The sequence below is a fragment of the Paenibacillus oleatilyticus genome, assembly GCF_018998565.1.
Taxonomy (GTDB): Bacteria; Bacillota; Bacilli; order Paenibacillales; family NBRC-103111; genus Paenibacillus_G; species Paenibacillus_G oleatilyticus.
On sequence record NZ_JAHNZO010000028.1, the window covers coordinates 97,050 to 112,403 of the forward strand.

At 52.9% G+C, this 15,354-nt stretch carries 16 protein-coding genes; 13 read left to right on the top strand and 3 right to left on the bottom strand.

What is annotated here, in order from left to right; translation table 11 throughout:
- Nucleotides 1-38: 38 nt before the first annotated feature.
- The 5 genes from rimM to ylqF all read left to right on the top strand — a co-directional run bounded on the left by rimM (nucleotide 39) and on the right by ylqF (nucleotide 3,553).
- Nucleotides 39-563 (top strand): ribosome maturation factor RimM, encoded by a 525-nt coding sequence (gene rimM / locus KQX66_RS28295; RefSeq protein ID WP_216796201.1) that lies wholly within the window; start codon nucleotides 39-41, stop codon nucleotides 561-563.
- Nucleotides 560-1,327, top strand: coding sequence for a tRNA (guanosine(37)-N1)-methyltransferase TrmD (gene trmD / locus KQX66_RS28300; RefSeq protein WP_216796202.1), 768 nt, complete (start codon nucleotides 560-562; stop codon nucleotides 1,325-1,327). The genes rimM and trmD overlap by 4 nt, the downstream gene beginning before the upstream one ends.
- A 305-nt stretch (nucleotides 1,328-1,632) precedes the next feature.
- Entirely contained in the window at nucleotides 1,633-1,974 is a 342-nt protein-coding gene (gene rplS, locus KQX66_RS28305) for a 50S ribosomal protein L19 (protein WP_010501088.1), read from the top strand.
- 74 nt (nucleotides 1,975-2,048) lie between these two features.
- Nucleotides 2,049-2,645 (top strand): signal peptidase I, encoded by a 597-nt coding sequence (gene lepB / locus KQX66_RS28310; protein ID WP_010501086.1) that lies wholly within the window; start codon nucleotides 2,049-2,051, stop codon nucleotides 2,643-2,645.
- A 23-nt stretch (nucleotides 2,646-2,668) separates the two neighbouring features.
- Nucleotides 2,669-3,553: a ribosome biogenesis GTPase YlqF gene (gene ylqF, locus KQX66_RS28315; RefSeq protein WP_216796203.1), complete on the top strand. Its 885-nt coding sequence runs from the start codon at nucleotides 2,669-2,671 to the stop codon at nucleotides 3,551-3,553.
- Nucleotides 3,554-3,675: 122 nt separating this feature from the next.
- On the opposite strand, the gene KQX66_RS28320 is transcribed toward ylqF, so the two are convergent.
- Genes KQX66_RS28320 through KQX66_RS28330 form a run of 3 tightly spaced genes read right to left on the bottom strand, consistent with a single transcriptional unit; the run spans nucleotide 3,676 to nucleotide 6,535 of the window.
- Entirely contained in the window at nucleotides 3,676-4,419 is a 744-nt protein-coding gene (locus tag KQX66_RS28320; protein WP_216796204.1) for an MOSC domain-containing protein, read from the bottom strand.
- Nucleotides 4,416-5,657, bottom strand: coding sequence for an N-acetylglucosamine-6-phosphate deacetylase (gene nagA, locus KQX66_RS28325; RefSeq protein ID WP_216796205.1), 1,242 nt, complete (start codon nucleotides 5,655-5,657; stop codon nucleotides 4,416-4,418). The genes KQX66_RS28320 and nagA overlap by 4 nt, the downstream gene beginning before the upstream one ends.
- Nucleotides 5,658-5,683: 26 nt before the next feature.
- A complete protein-coding gene (locus tag KQX66_RS28330; protein ID WP_216796206.1) occupies nucleotides 5,684-6,535 on the bottom strand; it encodes a MurR/RpiR family transcriptional regulator in 852 nt (283 codons plus the stop codon).
- Between the two features lie 122 nt (nucleotides 6,536-6,657).
- On the opposite strand from KQX66_RS28330, the gene KQX66_RS28335 reads away from it, so the two are divergent.
- The 8 genes from KQX66_RS28335 to KQX66_RS28370 all read left to right on the top strand — a co-directional run bounded on the left by KQX66_RS28335 (nucleotide 6,658) and on the right by KQX66_RS28370 (nucleotide 15,329).
- A complete protein-coding gene (locus KQX66_RS28335; protein ID WP_216796207.1) occupies nucleotides 6,658-8,577 on the top strand; it encodes a beta-N-acetylhexosaminidase in 1,920 nt (639 codons plus the stop codon).
- A gap of 369 nt (nucleotides 8,578-8,946) precedes the next feature.
- Complete coding sequence (locus tag KQX66_RS28340) at nucleotides 8,947-10,350, top strand: MATE family efflux transporter (RefSeq protein WP_216796208.1); 1,404 nt, start codon at nucleotides 8,947-8,949, stop codon at nucleotides 10,348-10,350.
- 36 nt (nucleotides 10,351-10,386) lie between these two features.
- On the top strand, nucleotides 10,387-10,872 hold the full coding sequence (locus KQX66_RS28345; protein ID WP_216796220.1) for a GNAT family N-acetyltransferase: 486 nt from the start codon (nucleotides 10,387-10,389) through the stop codon (nucleotides 10,870-10,872).
- 21 nt (nucleotides 10,873-10,893) lie between these two features.
- Entirely contained in the window at nucleotides 10,894-12,225 is a 1,332-nt protein-coding gene (locus KQX66_RS28350; protein WP_216796209.1) for an FAD/NAD(P)-binding protein, read from the top strand.
- A gap of 86 nt (nucleotides 12,226-12,311) precedes the next feature.
- Nucleotides 12,312-12,959 (top strand): polysaccharide deacetylase family protein, encoded by a 648-nt coding sequence (locus KQX66_RS28355; protein ID WP_216796210.1) that lies wholly within the window; start codon nucleotides 12,312-12,314, stop codon nucleotides 12,957-12,959.
- Nucleotides 12,960-13,213: 254 nt separating this feature from the next.
- Entirely contained in the window at nucleotides 13,214-13,702 is a 489-nt protein-coding gene (locus KQX66_RS28360; RefSeq protein ID WP_216796211.1) for a YhfM domain-containing protein, read from the top strand.
- Nucleotides 13,703-13,734: 32 nt separating this feature from the next.
- Entirely contained in the window at nucleotides 13,735-14,403 is a 669-nt protein-coding gene (gene rnhB / locus KQX66_RS28365) for a ribonuclease HII (protein WP_284439855.1), read from the top strand.
- A 134-nt stretch (nucleotides 14,404-14,537) separates the two neighbouring features.
- Nucleotides 14,538-15,329, top strand: coding sequence for a TP0910 N-terminal domain-containing protein (locus KQX66_RS28370; RefSeq protein WP_216796213.1), 792 nt, complete (start codon nucleotides 14,538-14,540; stop codon nucleotides 15,327-15,329).
- The last annotated feature ends 25 nt before the right edge of the window (nucleotides 15,330-15,354 follow it).

The following is a 15,354-nucleotide window of genomic DNA, read 5'->3' on the forward strand; positions in this document are numbered from 1 at the left end:
CTTCCTATAAGCTCCTATTCCAAACCCGGGAGGGTCCTATGAGCGAAAAGTTGTATACGGTTGGAAAAATTGTAAATACGCATGGCATCCGCGGCGAGCTTAAGATCGTCCCGGAAACGCATTTTCCGGACGAACGCTTTGCCAAAGGCAGCAAGCTGGTATTTGTCCATCCCGAGCAAGGGATGCAGCTCCCCGTTACGGTAGAAGCGGCCCGTGAACAAAAAAACATGTTCATCATCAAATTCCAAGGCTTCACGAACATCAACGAAGTGGAAAAATATAAAGGCTGGCTCTTAAAAGTCGAAGAGCAATACTTATCCGAGCTTCCCGAAGACGAGTATTACTACCACGAAATTATCGGCAGTACGGTTATTACGGAAGAAGGCGAAGAGCTGGGTACGATCTCGGAAATTTTGTCGCCTGGGGCAAATGACGTATGGGTTGTCAAGCGTCCGGCCGGCAAACCGCTGCTGCTTCCTTATATCGACGATGTCGTGCTGAACGTCGACGTAAACGAGAAGAAGGTTACGGTCCGCCTGATGGAAGGCTTGCTTGACCTATGAGAATCGATGTGCTGACGCTTTTTCCAGCGATGTTCGACGGGGTTTTTACTTCGAGTATTTTGGGAAAGGCACGGGAAAAAGGTTTAGTCGAGCTGAATACGGTCAATTTTCGCGATTACGCGAACAACAAGCATAATACGGTGGACGACTATCCGTACGGCGGCGGCGGCGGAATGGTGCTGAAACCGGAGCCGCTGTTCGCCGCGGTTGAAGATGTAACCTCCGGACTGGAATCGAAGCCTCGCGTGATCCTGATGTGTCCTCAAGGCGAGTCGTTCTCACAGAAAAAAGCCGAGGAGCTTTCGGCAGAGCGGCATTTGATCTTCATCTGCGGACACTACGAAGGCTATGATGAGCGAATCCGCGAGCATTTGGTGACAGACGAGCTGTCCATCGGCGATTATGTGCTGACCGGGGGAGAGCTGCCGGCGATGGTCGTGATCGACAGCGTCGTGCGTTTGCTTCCCGGCGTGCTGGGCAACGAAACGTCGGCGGTGACGGATTCGTTCAGCACCGGCCTGCTGGAATACCCTCATTATACTCGTCCCGCGAACTTCCGCGGCTGGGAGGTTCCCGAGGTGCTGATCTCCGGCCACCATGGGAATATCGAGGAGTGGCGCAGAAAGCAGTCGCTGGAGCGCACATGGAGGAAACGTCGGGATTTGCTGGCGGGGATCGAGCTCACGCCTAAAGAGCGCCGCTGGCTTGAGGAATGGGAAGCACAGGAGCGTTCCGGGCAAGAAGCCGCAGGTAAGCCGGAATGACGGGCCCCAGGAAAAACCGTTTTGCGTCATGCGCAGAAGCATGAGACAAGACGGTTTTTTAATTTGGAGGCTGGAATACATTTTCGTTTTAACGGGAATAATGTGGCAATAACGGATCGATTTGCAATAATGGAACGATCCTTCATCTTACAGCAAAGAACTGGTTGTGTTTCCCTAGAGTTTATGCTATGATATAAAACGTTGTGGCAATTTGCTTGAATACGGTGGTCCTCTGCGCGTGACATCGAAGAACCGACATCTAATAGCAGCGGCATGAACACCTGTGTGGAAGGAGGGAGTCATCCATGAACTTGATCCAAGAGATTACGAAGGAACAACTGCGCAGCGACATTCCGAGCTTTCGTCCTGGCGACACTTTGAAAGTGTATGTTAAGGTTATCGAGGGTTCGCGCGAGCGTGTCCAGCTGTTCGAGGGCGTTGTTATTAAGCGCCGCGGCGGCGGAATCAGCGAAACGTTCACAGTAAGAAAAATTTCTTATGGCGTTGGCGTTGAGAGAACGTTCCCGATTCATACTCCAAAGATCGATAAGATTGAAGTGGCTCGCCGTGGTAAAGTCCGTCGCGCGAAGCTCTACTATCTTCGCGGTCTGCGCGGTAAAGCAGCAAGAATTCAAGAGATTCGATAACGAAAACAAAGGGGCTTGCACACCAAGTCCCTTTTCGTTTTTTACCCCACTCTGGCGAAAGGGCAGGAAAGCTAATGGAGCAGGATCAAACCGTAGAAAAAACGAATCCCGTCAAAAACGAAGCTTGGGAATGGATCAAAGCGCTGCTGATTGCGGCGGCTCTCGTGTTTTTTATACGCTGGCTCGTTTTCGCCCCGTTCATTGTGGAAGGGCCCTCCATGGAGCCGAATTTCTATACGGGAGAGCGGCTCATCGTCAATAAGTTTATTTACAAGTTCGGGAAGCCGGAGCACGGGGAAGTCGTCGTGTTTCATGCGACCAAAGACAAAGATTACATAAAGCGCGTCATCGCCTTGCCGGGCCAAAAGGTCAAAGTCGAAGGCGACAAGGTGTATGTGGACAACCAATTGGTGGACGAAACCTATCTGAAGCCGGCGCTGGATAAAGCCGCCTCGGAAGGGAGACCCTATAACACAAGAAATTTCCCGGAGCAGACAGTTCCCGAGGGCAGCGTATTCGTGATGGGCGACAACCGTTCGAACAGCTCGGATAGCCGCGACCCGTCTGTAGGCTTTGTCAACTATGATAAAATTGTCGGACGTGCCGACTTGATCTTCTGGCCGTTCAATAAAATCAGCCTGGTTCATTTCAATAGTCCGAACCGGCAGTAGGTAAACAGATTGAGGTGACTCAGATGACGATCCAATGGTTTCCGGGTCACATGACACGGGCAAGGCGGCAAATCCAAGAGAAGCTGAAGCTGATTGATATGGCGATCGAGCTTTTGGATGCGCGGGTACCGTTATCCAGCCGAAACCCGATGATCGATGAAATTTTGCAAAATAAACCGCGTTTGGTTCTGCTGAACAAGCATGATTTGGCGGACCCGGAGGTTACCCGGCGGTGGATTGAGTTTTTTGCGGAACAAGGGTTGAAAGCGATCCCGATCGATTCCGTAGGCGGCAATCCGGTGAAAGAAATTATGCAGCGCAGCAAGGAGCTGCTGTCGGAAAAAATTCAGGCGCAACTGCGCAAAGGAATGAATCCGAGAGCGATCCGCGCGCTGATTGTCGGAATTCCGAACGTCGGTAAATCGACCCTGATCAACCGGATGGCCGGACGCAAAATCGCCGCAACCGGAGACAAGCCGGGGGTAACCAAAGGTCAGCAATGGATTAAGGTCGGCACGGAGATGGAGCTGCTCGATACACCGGGTATTTTGTGGCCGAAGTTCGAAGATCAGTCGGTCGGACTGCGGTTGGCAGCGACCGGAGCGATCAAGGAAGAGATTTTGCAGGTGGAGGAAGTTGCTCTGTTCGCCATGCGTTACTTGACGGAGCATTATGCGCAATCGGTCAAAGAACGTTTCGGCGTAGACGAGATTCCGCAAGACCCGGCAGACACCGATGCCATTGTGGCTCTGATGGAAGCCGTAGGCCGCAAGCGCGGCGCTCTGATGAGCGGGGGACGGGTGGATCTGGAGAAGGCTTCACTCGCCATTCTGCGCGAGCTGAGAGCAGGCAAGCTGGGACGCATTAGTCTCGAAGCGCCTGACGATGCTGCACTACCCGACCAATAATGAGTGACCATAAACGCCGTAAGGCGCGCAGGGAGAGACGCAAGCGCACATCGGGAACGTTATAAAATTTACCGTATAGAGCGAATTCGTAAAGGAACGAATCGCTCTTTTTCATTTGAAATTCAATCGAGCAAATAAACGGGATCGTTAACGGTAACGGTTCCGGTCCGAATGACTCTGGCATACACCCCGAAGCAGGCATTCAGATGCTTGGCAATATGCTTTAGGAAGGTCGGGCTGACGGTGTTATAGTCCGGATCTACGTTCACCATACTGCATCGATGACATTTTTTGTATATCTCCAGTTTCGTATCTCCGATTTGGACGATTTTCCCGATCCAATCGAATTCCTCAAAGGGCTGCGGTTCGTCGTAACGAATGACGAAGTTGGGCCTGAACCTGCGCATGTCGGTCTCCACGCCAATGATTTTTTCCAGCTCGTTCAGAGAAACATCCGTAGTGATCAAAATGCTTGCTTCATCCACCCCCAGCAGGTCGTCATGGTCAGTCGAATATTTCCGGGGAGAAATTTCCCGCGGAGAAACGACGGCCCGAATTTCTTCAAAAAGCTTCTCATCCCATTGAAATATCCGGCCGTCGGGGGCCGTTACCTGGATTGGCGGAAATTCGTTGTCAGATCTGTCCGCGACGTATTTGCTGGAGTAAGCGAGCAGCTTCGGAACAAATTTGGCGTTCAGCTTTTTGTTGGACCGGGAAGCATCGGTTGAACGCGTATGATCGATAAAAGCGTACCCTCTGTCTCCGTATAATCCGTATCGCTCGATATCGACCGCGGTCAGGCGTTCCCCTTGAAAGGACTTAACGGGATAACGGTAAATGGACTGAATGACACCAATGGATTTCAAAGCAAGCCCCTCCTTGAAATGTAGGCAAAATCATGGGTCTCGGGATCATACCAATCCCCGCCGAGCATGACACGCTTCACTTGCAGGCCCTCCGGCTCCAGCACGACAAGGTCCGCATCGTACCCGGCTTTTAAAAGTCCCTTGCTATGCAATTTTACGATTCCCGCCGGAATCGAGGTCGCATGCTTCACCGCCTCCGGCAGCGATTTTCCGTGCATCTGCACGAGATTTCGTACCGTTTGCACCAAAGGAATGGTGCTTCCGGCGATCGTGCCGTCGGCGAAGCGGGCGGCCCCTTGTTCGACGTGCACCTCCAGTCCGGCCAAATGATAGACGCCGTCCGTCATTCCCGCGGCGCGCATGGAATCCGTAATGACACAGACACGGTCCTGTTTCAGTCTTAAAATCAATTCCACTGCCGCCGGATGCAGATGATATCCGTCTACATTGATTTCGGTGCTCAACTCGTCGTGCAGAAGCACCGCTCCCACAACCCCCGGTTCCCGATGATGAAACGGACGCATGGCATTGCAGCAGTGGACGGCATGGGAGATTCCCCAGCCGATGGCGGTCCGCACCTGATCGTAGGTAGCGTCGGAATGTCCGCAAGCGGCGATGATACTATGCTCCAAGGCATAAGCGACGGCTTCTTCGGCACCTTCCAGTTCGGGGGCGAGCGTCAGCATGCGAATGAATCCGGGAAAGCGGGAAGTCCAGTCGCGAAGCCATGCGGTCTGCGGGTTGCAAATCCACTGCGGATGCTGGGCGCCAGGCCATTTGGGACTAAGGAACGGCCCTTCGAGATGAACGCCCTGGATTACCTGGCCAATGCGCTCCGTTTGCTGCACGGAAAAAGCGGCGGCAAGCGCGCGGTCAATGTCCAGCTTCGGGGCCGTCAAGGTGGTGGCGAGAATCGAGGTGGTGCCATGGGCGAGATAGTAGCGGAGCATCCGAATCAGGCTGTCGGCGCTGCCGTCCATGACATCCGCACCAGCGCCCCCGTGAAGATGAATGTCGATCAAGCCGGGGGTCAGGTATGCGTTGCCGAAATCAAGCACCTGTGCGTCTGTAGAATCAAGCTGAGACATAACTTCTGCAGGTGCTTCTTCTTCGGGAAATACGCTTGCGATCCTACCCTGCTCGACGGTCACATAACCGCTAAAAGGCTCTCTGCCGCTCCCGTCGAGGATCGTCCCTTTGAGCACCAGCCGGCCGGCGCTCCGTTCGCGTTCCGTCATGGGCAACGCCTCCATTTGCTCTTGGTTTAGTCCTTCCTTTTTTGGCGCACCATGGTGTAGGTTTCTTCCAGCTGCATGACGGCGTCGGTAAAGTTACGGCTGATCATGGACATGTATAAAATATCGATCACATGGGTTTGCGCCAGGCGCGAACCGATGTCGCCCCGTTTCATCCCCGCTTCGGTCGCCGTGACCCAAAGCCCGATATCCGCCATCTGATGAAGCGGATTGTTGCCGACCTGTGTAATGCTGATCACCGTGGCCCCATGCTCCTTGGCCATCGCAGCCACTTCGAGCGTTTCCTTTGTTTTGCCGGAATAGGAGATAGCGACCAGCACATCCCCCGGCTGAAGCATGACGCCGGAAAGCAGCATGACTTGAGGATCGCTGTAAACAAAGCTCCACCGGTTCAGACGAATCCATTTGAAAGAGGCGTCCATCGCGACGAAAGAAGAGCTGCCTACACCGAAAAAAGCCGTTTTCGAAGCGTTAAGCAGCGCAGTGACAGCCCGGTCCACCTGTTCGGGGGAAAGAACCTGCGCGGTATCCTCGATGCATTTCTTCGCCCAGCAGGTAAGCTGCTGGATCACTTGAGCGGAATCCATGCCGGGACGAATATCGTCAAAATGGTCGTCTTTCTTCGGAATGGCGGCTGCGGCGGAAAGCAGTGCGAACTTTAATTCGCGGTATCCGCTGAAGCCGGCGCGCTGGGCAAGCCGGGCGACCGTCGCTACGCTGGTTTCGGTGTCCTCGGCAAGCTTTTGCACGGAAATTTGGCTAATTTGCTGTTGATGCTTAAGAATATACTCGGCTACCCGTTTTTCAGCCGGATGCAGCGTATCGAGCATGCTTTGCAGCAATACACCGGCATTGTTCATGACCTTCACCTGCTTGTGATTTATTCATTGACGTAATATAATTCCTCTGAATATAATAATATACGTAATAATGTTACATATCAATGTTTTTTTGTATCCATACCAGTTTGGAGGGATAAGCGATGAGAATAAAGTTTGAAGGGCAAACGGAAGAGCTGTCTGCCGGGATCGGGCTGTTGGCGGAGGAACTGCGGTTTACGCTGTCTAATGACGGAATTCCGGTGCGTGTAGAGCGGACGCCGAATGTGCTGGAGGTTCGTCTGGAACAAGGGCAAGGAACGATCCGCTATGGGAAAAAGCATGAATTTTTTCGCGCTTTAGGGTTGTTTATTCAGCATTACGGCGAGAAAGAATCGTTCCATATCGAGGAGCATCCGCAGTTCGATGCGATCGGGCCGCAGTTCGACTTGTCCCGCAATGCGGTATTGACGGTAGACAGCTTTAAAGAATGGATACGCAAGCTCGCGCTGATGGGGCTCAATTCGATGGTTCTTTACATGGAAGACGTGTATGAGCTTGAAGGCGAGCCTTATTTCGGCTACATGCGGGGGAGATATTCGTTCGCCGAGTTGAAAGCGATTGACGACTACGCCGACATCTTTGGTATCGAAGCTTATCCCAGCATCCAGACTTACGCGCATCTGGAGGAGTTTTTGAAATGGGAGGAAGCGGCGCACTACCGGGACACGAGGGGCGTGCTGCTGTCCGATTACGAGCCGACGTACGAGCTGATTGAGAAAATGCTTGCAACCGCTACCGCTCCGTTTCGCAGTAAAAAAGTGAACATCGGCATGGACGAAGCGGAGGAACTGGGAAGGGGGAAATACCTGGACCGTTTCGGTTATAAGGACCGGTTTGACGTGATGATCCGGCACTTGTCCAAGGTGCGCGAAATTGCGCACAAGCTCGGCTTGGAGCCATGCATGTACGGAGATATGTTCTTGAAGATGGCCTCCAAGGCCCATGGCGATCATTACGTGTTCGTGAAAAACGTGGAGCTTCCCGAGGAAATGGTGAGCGTAATTCCGAGCGACGTGCGGTTAGTTTACTGGGACTTTTTCCATACGGAAGAAAAGGACTACTCGTATCTGATTGATCTTCATCGTCAATTGGGCCGGGGGCAAAATCCAATTTTCCTCGGCGGTATCTGGACGTGGAACTGCTTCGGCACGAACTACGGGCTTTCTTTGAGAACGTCCGATGCAGCCTTGAAAGCATGCAAAAAAGAGGGCGTGAAGCAGGTGCATGCGGCCATGTGGGGCGACGATGGCATGGAAAATAACCACTTCAATGCGCTGCTCGGCATTCAGCTGTATGCGGAACATGCTTACGCGGAGGAAGTGAGTACGGAGCAGCTGCATCAAAGAGTGAAGTTTTGTACGGGCATGGATGCCGAGGCGTTCCTCAATCTGAAATATTTGGATGAAACGCCGGGGAGCGTGCCGGACAATACGGAGCAGAGCAATCCGTCCAAGTTTTTGCTGTGGCAGGATGTACTGTTAGGGCTGTTCGACAAGCAGATCGAGGGTTTGGAGCTGTCGGAGCATTATGCGCAGCTGGAACAAGCGATTCATGAACGGCGCAATCCCGAGGCGGAGCTTGATTATTTGTTCGAGGTACCGGAACAATTGTGCAGGGTGTTGGCGTTAAAGAGCCAGTTAGGCATCGAACTGAAGCAGGCGTACGACAACGGTCAACCGGAAAAGCTTAAAGAGGCGGCCCTGAATGTGCTTCCCGAGCTTTCCCGGCGCGTGAACGCGCTGCGGATCGCCCATCGGAACCAATGGCACGCGATGTATAAGCCTTTTGGGTGGGAAGTGCTCGATATCCGGTATGGCGGCGTCTTGACGAGGCTGGAGAGCGCAAGCGCGCGACTGCTGGATTACGCGGAGGGCAGAGTCGATAAACTTGAGGAATTGGAACAGGAGCGGTTGGTGTTCGGCCAGCGCAATCGGTTTAACAATAAAGGCGCGGGCTGGAGCAGCTACTATTTTCGAATTGCTTCGCCGAATGTGTTTTTCCATGTGCTGCCGATTTTTTGACCGGAAAAAAGCGCGTTTGATTTTCGAGAGTCCGCCTCTGCGCTATGGCGCAAGAGGCTTTTCTAATTTTCAACCCTCGGTGAACAACGGTTCTCTTCGTAAAAATTATACATTTTAAATCCATAAAAACCTATTGATCCAATGGGAAATATTTGATAATATCCTTTTAATAAATAGTGTTTACTATTTATTGGATTATAAGAAAAAGTTTCCCTGATGGAGGTGAGGGGGAACCGGAGATGGAGAATAAACCATAAAAAGGAGTGAATGCTTGGCGGGAAAACGAGAGCTAGTGACGGCGATAAAGTTTCGCCGATCTGCAAAACAGTCGGCGAGAGGATGAAGAGACATACGATAGGGAGAACCGGAATGAAAATAAGAAAGCTTTTTGGCTTTGAAAAAGCATTTTTCGTCAGTTTTATTGCGACGGCGATTCCTGTCATTATTCAGGTGCTAATGCTGTCGTCGCGGAATTTGTCGGATGTCCTGATGGTCGGGACACTGGGACAAACCGAAGTGGCTGCGGTCGGTATTGTCAGCAAAGCGATGATGATTCCGATTGTGCTGCTCGTCGGCCTCAGCAGCGGTTGCGGCGTTCTGGCCGCCCAATACTGGGGAGCGAACGATCTTTCCGGCGTCAAAGGAATTCTGGGTCTGAGTTTCGGTATGGCGTTTGCGCTTGTCGTGCTGCCGGTTCTGCTCTTCTTTACCGCCAATCCGGCGGTCGTTATGGGGCTGGCCACTTCCGATAGTCATCTTGCCGATATCGCATCGAAGTTTTTGGGCGTCATTTCGTTAAGCGTCATTTTTTTAGCGATTGTCAATGTGTTTGGCGTCGGTCTTCGAGCCATCGGACAAGCTTCCACAGCGATGTACTTCAGCATCGGAGGCGTCGCCTTGAATGTACTGCTCAACTACCTGCTTATTTTTGGAAAAGTCGGGTTTCCCCAGTTAGGCATCATGGGGGCTGCCTATGCTACGCTGATCAGCAGTGTGGCGGAGGCCTTGCTGCTCGCCGCAATGATTTACTTCACAAAACACCCCCTGGCGTTCGTTCCGAACGATTTCGTCCGATATATCAGCAAAGATCGTTTAGTACAGTTTGTCCGAATATCCGTGCTGGCTACCGTCAATGGTTTCATCTGGTCTACGGGTATCTTCTTGTATCATGTTATTTACGGAAAGATCGGTACCGAAGCGTTAGCTATTATGTCGATGATGGCAACCGTTGATTCGTTCAGTGCCGCTTTTGAACAAGGATGCGCAACGGCGACAGCTGTGCTTCTGGGACATACTCTTGGACAACAACGCTTTAATGCGGTAATTGAGCAGGCCAAAGGGATGCTCATCATCAGTCTTTTGCTGTCGTTGGCGCTTGGTTCGCTGCTGCTGCTGTTTTATCGCCCGATTATCGGGTTATACGGGGCGATCGACGACTCGTTAATCGATACGGCGTTCCAAGTGTATCTGATCATGGCGCTCACGTTTTGGCTGAAAACGATCAATGCCGTCGGAATTAGCGGGGTGCTGCGCAGCGGAGGAGATTTGCAGGCGGGATTGGTGATTGATTTTACCGGACAATGGCTGATCGGCATTCCGCTTGCTTTAGTGGGCGCATTCGTCTTGAAGTGGAGCTTGCCGCACATTTTTATTCTGGTCATCATGGAAGATCTTGTGAAGGCGTGCATGACGCTTTACCGCATCCGGCAAGGCAAGTGGGTTCGGAACCTTGTCACGGTTGAGACGCGCAAGCAGACGTATTCGGCGATGTAATATTGAATATCATTTTGAGGTGAAGCGATCGTGGAAATGATGGACAGATTAGTGAAGCTTTATGAATTGCCTCCGTTGGAGGACTATATTAACGCGCTGCGCGAGAAGGGTATCCTGGTGCGTCGTCCGAGAGCTTATGAAAAAAATCAGGTGCTGGAATGGGTGCAGACCAATTTCAGCAAAGGCTGGATGAGCGAATGCGACGTCACGTTTTCCAATTCTCCGGTCAGCAGCTTTATCGCCACCCGGGACGGCGAAATTATCGGGTTTGCTTGCTACGAAGCGACATACCGGAATTTTTTCGGTCCGATCGGGGTGGGCGAAGCTTACCGGGGCGGACAGGTAGGCAAAGCGCTGCTGCTGCATTGCTTGCATGCGATGGCGGATATGGGCTACGCCTATGCCATTATCGGCGGTCCCAAGGAGGCGGCTCCGTTCTATGCGCGGGTCGTGGGCGCTATCGATATCGAAGGGTCGAATCCGGGAATTTATATCGACAGATTGCGTGGCAAAGATAGTTAGAAAAGGAGCGGGAGAGAAACGATGATGAACCTTAATCATGCCGACGTGGTTATCGCAGGCGGAGGCTTGTCGGGAAGCCGTGTGGTCATTCAGATATTGAACCGGTTGCTTGAAGCAGGCAAGGAAGCGGGAGAAAAGCCGATCGAAATCTTGATCATTGACCGAGTCGGCGAATTCGGGCGCGGGATTCCTTACGGGAAACAAAGCCCGTCCGGATTTTTGCTGATTGAACCGGCTGCCCAGTCGACGCCGAAACCGTTTCGGGATTGGCTGTCGCTGCATTATAAGGAGTTGGTCCATGAAGGCGTGCATCATGAAGATCGGCTCCTGCAAGCCTGGGTATTTCGCTACAAGGAGCAGCTCGAGAACGGGCAAGTAGACGAGCTTTATGTGCCCCGGAAGCTGTTCGGCTTCTATGTCGAGCGCTTGCTTCGCCAAACGGTGCAGCTGGCGGAAGAGCGGAATTTGGCCAAGGTCGGGTTCGTTACGGGAGAGGTAACGGATGTCGAGCCGGAGGCATCGGGCTTTACGATCCGACTGGCTGATGATTCAAGCTTTCATAGCCGGGCGTTCGTGCTGGCAACGGGGTGCATTCCGCGCAGCAATAGCTGCGGCTTGAGCGTGGACGAGGGATACATCCACGATTTGTACGAGGATGCCTATGCCGGTCTGGAACAGGCGGTCGCGGAGCGCGCCAAATCGTTCGGCCGGAAGCTGGACATCTTGATCGCAGGCTCGAACGCTTCGGCGATTGAGGCGATTTATTTTCTGTCGAACCGTGCGGAGCTGCTCTCTGCCGTGCGCAGCATCAATGTCGTTTCTTCCAGCGGATATTTGCCGGGCGGCGTCTTCGAAGGGGAAGAGGACGAAGCTCTGACATCAGGCGGCCAGCGTCCTTCGGCCCGCGAGTATATCGAGATCGCTGCCCGATTTGTAGCGGAAGGGCTTGTCACCGCCACGCAGGCGAAAATTGTCCGTATTGACAGCCGGGCGGACCGGCGGTTGTATATTGAAGCGGATGGACAGGAGGGGAAGATCGAGCTGACGGCGGATATCGTGGTGAACTGCACCGGAGCGGGACGCGTGAATCGGACGGATTCTCCACTGATTAGCAATTTGCGGGCCCGCGAAAATCATTTTAAAACGAACGCTTCCTTGCGGGGGTTCCAATTGCGGCCGAATTCTTACGAGCTTGAGGGAGCGGATAACGGCTTTGTCATCGGCCCTTTATTGAATCAGGATGCGCTTGAAACCCACGTCGAAAGTATACTGGCCGTGTACCGGGTAGCGGAGGAGTTAGGCAACGTCTTGTACCAACGATTATCCGATTCGGCGATGGCATCGAAACGTTAGCGACGATCCGACCCGAGGACCTCGTGCTTTCGGAGAGGAAGCGAACGCCTCTCCTTGCTATTTTCCTCTTTGGAAGGAGTGTTACGATGATCATCTATCAATTGCCTTCGCGGGAACGACAGCTCGCGCTCACGTTCGATGACGGTCCGAATCCGGTTTATACTCCGCAAATTCTGGATTTATTTAAGAAACACCAAGCTTATGCCACTTTTTTCGTCATCGGTTCCTATGCCAAGCAATACCCGGATCTTCTTCGCCGGATTGTTGAAGAAGGGCATGAAATAGGAAACCATACGTACAGCCACCCTGCTTTGCCCGAATGCGAAAGGCAGGATGTTTACAACGAGCTGGAAACGACGAACGGGATTATTCGAGAAATTACGGGAACAGAGCCTTCCTTGTTTCGTCCCCCTTATGGCGAATTCAATAAGCACACCGTCGAGGCGGCCGACCGGCTCGGGCTCCATACGGTGATATGGCCGGATCATCAAAACACGAAGGACTGGAGTCTCCCGGGTGCCGATACGATTGTGGAGCGGGTGCTGGAAACGCTGCAAAAAGGCGATATTATTTTATTTCACGACGGCAGCGGAGACGATCCGGACGAGGAACGCAGCCAGACGGTACAAGCTATTGAAATGCTGCTTCCGCATTTAACTGGAAATAACTATAAATTGGTAACCGTGTCCCAGATGATGCGCAGTTATAATGAAGCGATGATTTTGCAAGTATAAGATTTTTGTATCAACTGATGAATATTTATTCAAAAACATGTATTTATATTAACGCCTTTCGTTCTCTCCTCTTGCAGCAGAGTTTGGCAATAGCGTTCATGGACTTGATTATGGTTTTCCATAATCGGGTCCTTTTGTATTTTTGGGGAGCCGAAAGGGACAGGTCCTGAAAATTTTTGGTTGGGGACAAGAAACAAAACGGTTGCGTGCGACGTCCTTTATTTATAATGAGGGCTGCTGAAAGGCGTGAGAAAATGAACGGAATGAACGGGTGGAAAGTAAAGATGCGGATGGCCTTTGCCGCCGCTTTATTCGGCATCGGAGTGCTCAGTGCTTGCAATCACGAGACGGGAAAAGATTTGGCCGTCGGAAAACGGACTTGGGGCCAGCCTTATCATATTCGGGCGGAGGATATTGCGAGCCTGATCGTTACCGATTCGTCGGGCAATACAGGTTCGATCTTTTCCCGGGATGCGATCGGACGGTTTCTCGAAGCGATACAGGAAGCGACTGCGGAAACGGCCAAGCTGGACAGTCGGCCCCCCGACATGTCGATTGCCCTGAGCTTGAAGGATGGCAGAGAGCATCCGCTGTATTTTTGGCTTGCTCATAATAACGACCGTTTGTTCGTGGATCTGGGTCGTTCCACAGAGTACTATACGTTAACGGCAGAAGGGAAAAGCATGATTTTACATTTATTGGACGAGACGAGAAAAAGCTTGAATGCGCGGTTTTATGCGTAAGGGGATAGGCAGCTCCCGAATCCTGCGGTATAATGGAACATCATGGCGAATCGCCAAGGTCGAATTTTGACGCAGGAAATGCGGGTGAGGAAATGCTGGAATACGAACAAGAGCTCTGGGGTCAAGGAAGGACGCTCGTGGCCGGAGTTGACGAGGTCGGACGTGGCTGCTTATTCGGCGATGTGGTGGCTGCGGCGGTTATTTTGCCAAAAGGTCTGGTGCTCGAAGGCGTCGACGATTCGAAGAAGTTAAGCGAGAAGAAGCGGGAAGCGTTATATGATGTGATCCGGCAGGAGGCCCTATCCATCGGAATCGGGGTTGCGGACGTCGATACGATCGAACGGATCAATATTAAGCAGGCGGCACGACTCGCGATGAAACGTGCGGTCGAACAGCTGGACCCCGTTCCCGATTCGCTGCTTGTCGATGCCGAGAAGGTCGATGTGGACATGGAACAGCTTGCCGTTATACACGGCGATGCCTTAAGCCAGTCGATCGCAGCCGCTTCCATTATTGCGAAGGTGACACGGGACCGCATGTGCCTGCAATGGGATATGAAATTTCCGGAGTACGGCATTGCGATACATAAAGGATATGCGACAAAAGTGCATCGGGAGCGTCTGGCAGAATATGGTCCGTCGCCGATGCATCGCAAAACGTTTCTAAGAAACATCGTTTACGAACAGCAGGTACTGTTCTAGTCGTTGCAAGTCTGCGCTGAAAAAAGCCCGGCGGTTAGCCGATATATACATTGAACCGGAAATGCAGCCGGCAGGGAGACGTACATGCGGTGCCCAGGCCGGCTTTATTTGTATAGATGGAAGGAGCGGCAGCGATGAATATCAGCGGATTGATCCGGGGATTGACGGGTGATGCGCAGGCGGCGGAGCCGAAAGCTTTGGAGCTCAAGGTCGGGCAAGTGGTGAAGGGCATGGTGCTTCAGGTTGGACCGGAGCAGGAGGCTCTGGTCAATATCGGCGGGGTGCAGGTGCGGGCACAGCTCGAAGCGCCGCTGAAGCCGGGTGAAGTGACGATGCTTCAAGTGCAGCCGGAATCGTCGGGCGGACAGGTGGTCCTCAAGCCACTGCAGTCGAACGTGCAAATATCGGATGGATCTCTTGGGGATATCGTGAAAACGATGGGACTTCCCGATTCTCCGGCAAACCGGCAGTTGGTGCAGCTTTTAAATCAGGCCGGAGTTACGTTGACGAAGGAGAATGTGCAGGCGTTTGCGAACCTTCAGGCCCAAATGCCTCCGAATATGCCGCAAGAGGCATGGCTTCCTTCGGCAGTTATCGCGTTTCAAAAAGGATTGCCGCTGACTCCGGAGACGGTCGTTTCGGTGCGGCAGGCGGTGCAGGGTCCGCCGTTTCATGAGGTTTTGGATCAGCTCGGACAGCTTGCAGGACGCGAGCTGGAAGGGAACGCTTCGCTGTCGCCACAAAGCCGCGAGCTGCTGCAAAACGTGCGGCAGCTTGTTCAACAGCTTCGCGATACGGCGAGCTTGCTGATCGGGGCGAAGCCCGACGGCGGAGCGGGGACGCCGGCCGGGACGCAGCCGGGCGCAGGCGCGGGAGCGCAAGCAGCGGCGCAGCCGGGCGCAGGGCTGGCCCTTATACACATCTGACGCGTCCGACGGTAATCAGTGGGGG

What these genes read in the sequence shown, in the direction of transcription:
- rimM (WP_216796201.1), top strand. Translation starts at nt 39, where the DNA reads ATGAGCGAAAAGTTGTATACGGTTGGAAAAATTGTAAATACGCATGGC.
- trmD (WP_216796202.1), top strand. Translation starts at nt 560, where the DNA reads ATGAGAATCGATGTGCTGACGCTTTTTCCAGCGATGTTCGACGGGGTT.
- rplS (WP_010501088.1), top strand. Translation starts at nt 1,633, where the DNA reads ATGAACTTGATCCAAGAGATTACGAAGGAACAACTGCGCAGCGACATT.
- lepB (WP_010501086.1), top strand. Translation starts at nt 2,049, where the DNA reads ATGGAGCAGGATCAAACCGTAGAAAAAACGAATCCCGTCAAAAACGAA.
- ylqF (WP_216796203.1), top strand. Translation starts at nt 2,669, where the DNA reads ATGACGATCCAATGGTTTCCGGGTCACATGACACGGGCAAGGCGGCAA.
- nagA (WP_216796205.1), bottom strand. Translation starts at nt 5,657, where the DNA reads ATGACGGAACGCGAACGGAGCGCCGGCCGGCTGGTGCTCAAAGGGACG.
- KQX66_RS28330 (WP_216796206.1), bottom strand. Translation starts at nt 6,535, where the DNA reads ATGAACAATGCCGGTGTATTGCTGCAAAGCATGCTCGATACGCTGCAT.
- KQX66_RS28335 (WP_216796207.1), top strand. Translation starts at nt 6,658, where the DNA reads ATGAGAATAAAGTTTGAAGGGCAAACGGAAGAGCTGTCTGCCGGGATC.
- KQX66_RS28340 (WP_216796208.1), top strand. Translation starts at nt 8,947, where the DNA reads ATGAAAATAAGAAAGCTTTTTGGCTTTGAAAAAGCATTTTTCGTCAGT.
- KQX66_RS28345 (WP_216796220.1), top strand. Translation starts at nt 10,387, where the DNA reads ATGATGGACAGATTAGTGAAGCTTTATGAATTGCCTCCGTTGGAGGAC.
- KQX66_RS28350 (WP_216796209.1), top strand. Translation starts at nt 10,894, where the DNA reads ATGATGAACCTTAATCATGCCGACGTGGTTATCGCAGGCGGAGGCTTG.
- KQX66_RS28355 (WP_216796210.1), top strand. Translation starts at nt 12,312, where the DNA reads ATGATCATCTATCAATTGCCTTCGCGGGAACGACAGCTCGCGCTCACG.
- KQX66_RS28360 (WP_216796211.1), top strand. Translation starts at nt 13,214, where the DNA reads ATGAACGGAATGAACGGGTGGAAAGTAAAGATGCGGATGGCCTTTGCC.
- rnhB (WP_284439855.1), top strand. Translation starts at nt 13,735, where the DNA reads ATGGAACATCATGGCGAATCGCCAAGGTCGAATTTTGACGCAGGAAAT.
- KQX66_RS28370 (WP_216796213.1), top strand. Translation starts at nt 14,538, where the DNA reads ATGAATATCAGCGGATTGATCCGGGGATTGACGGGTGATGCGCAGGCG.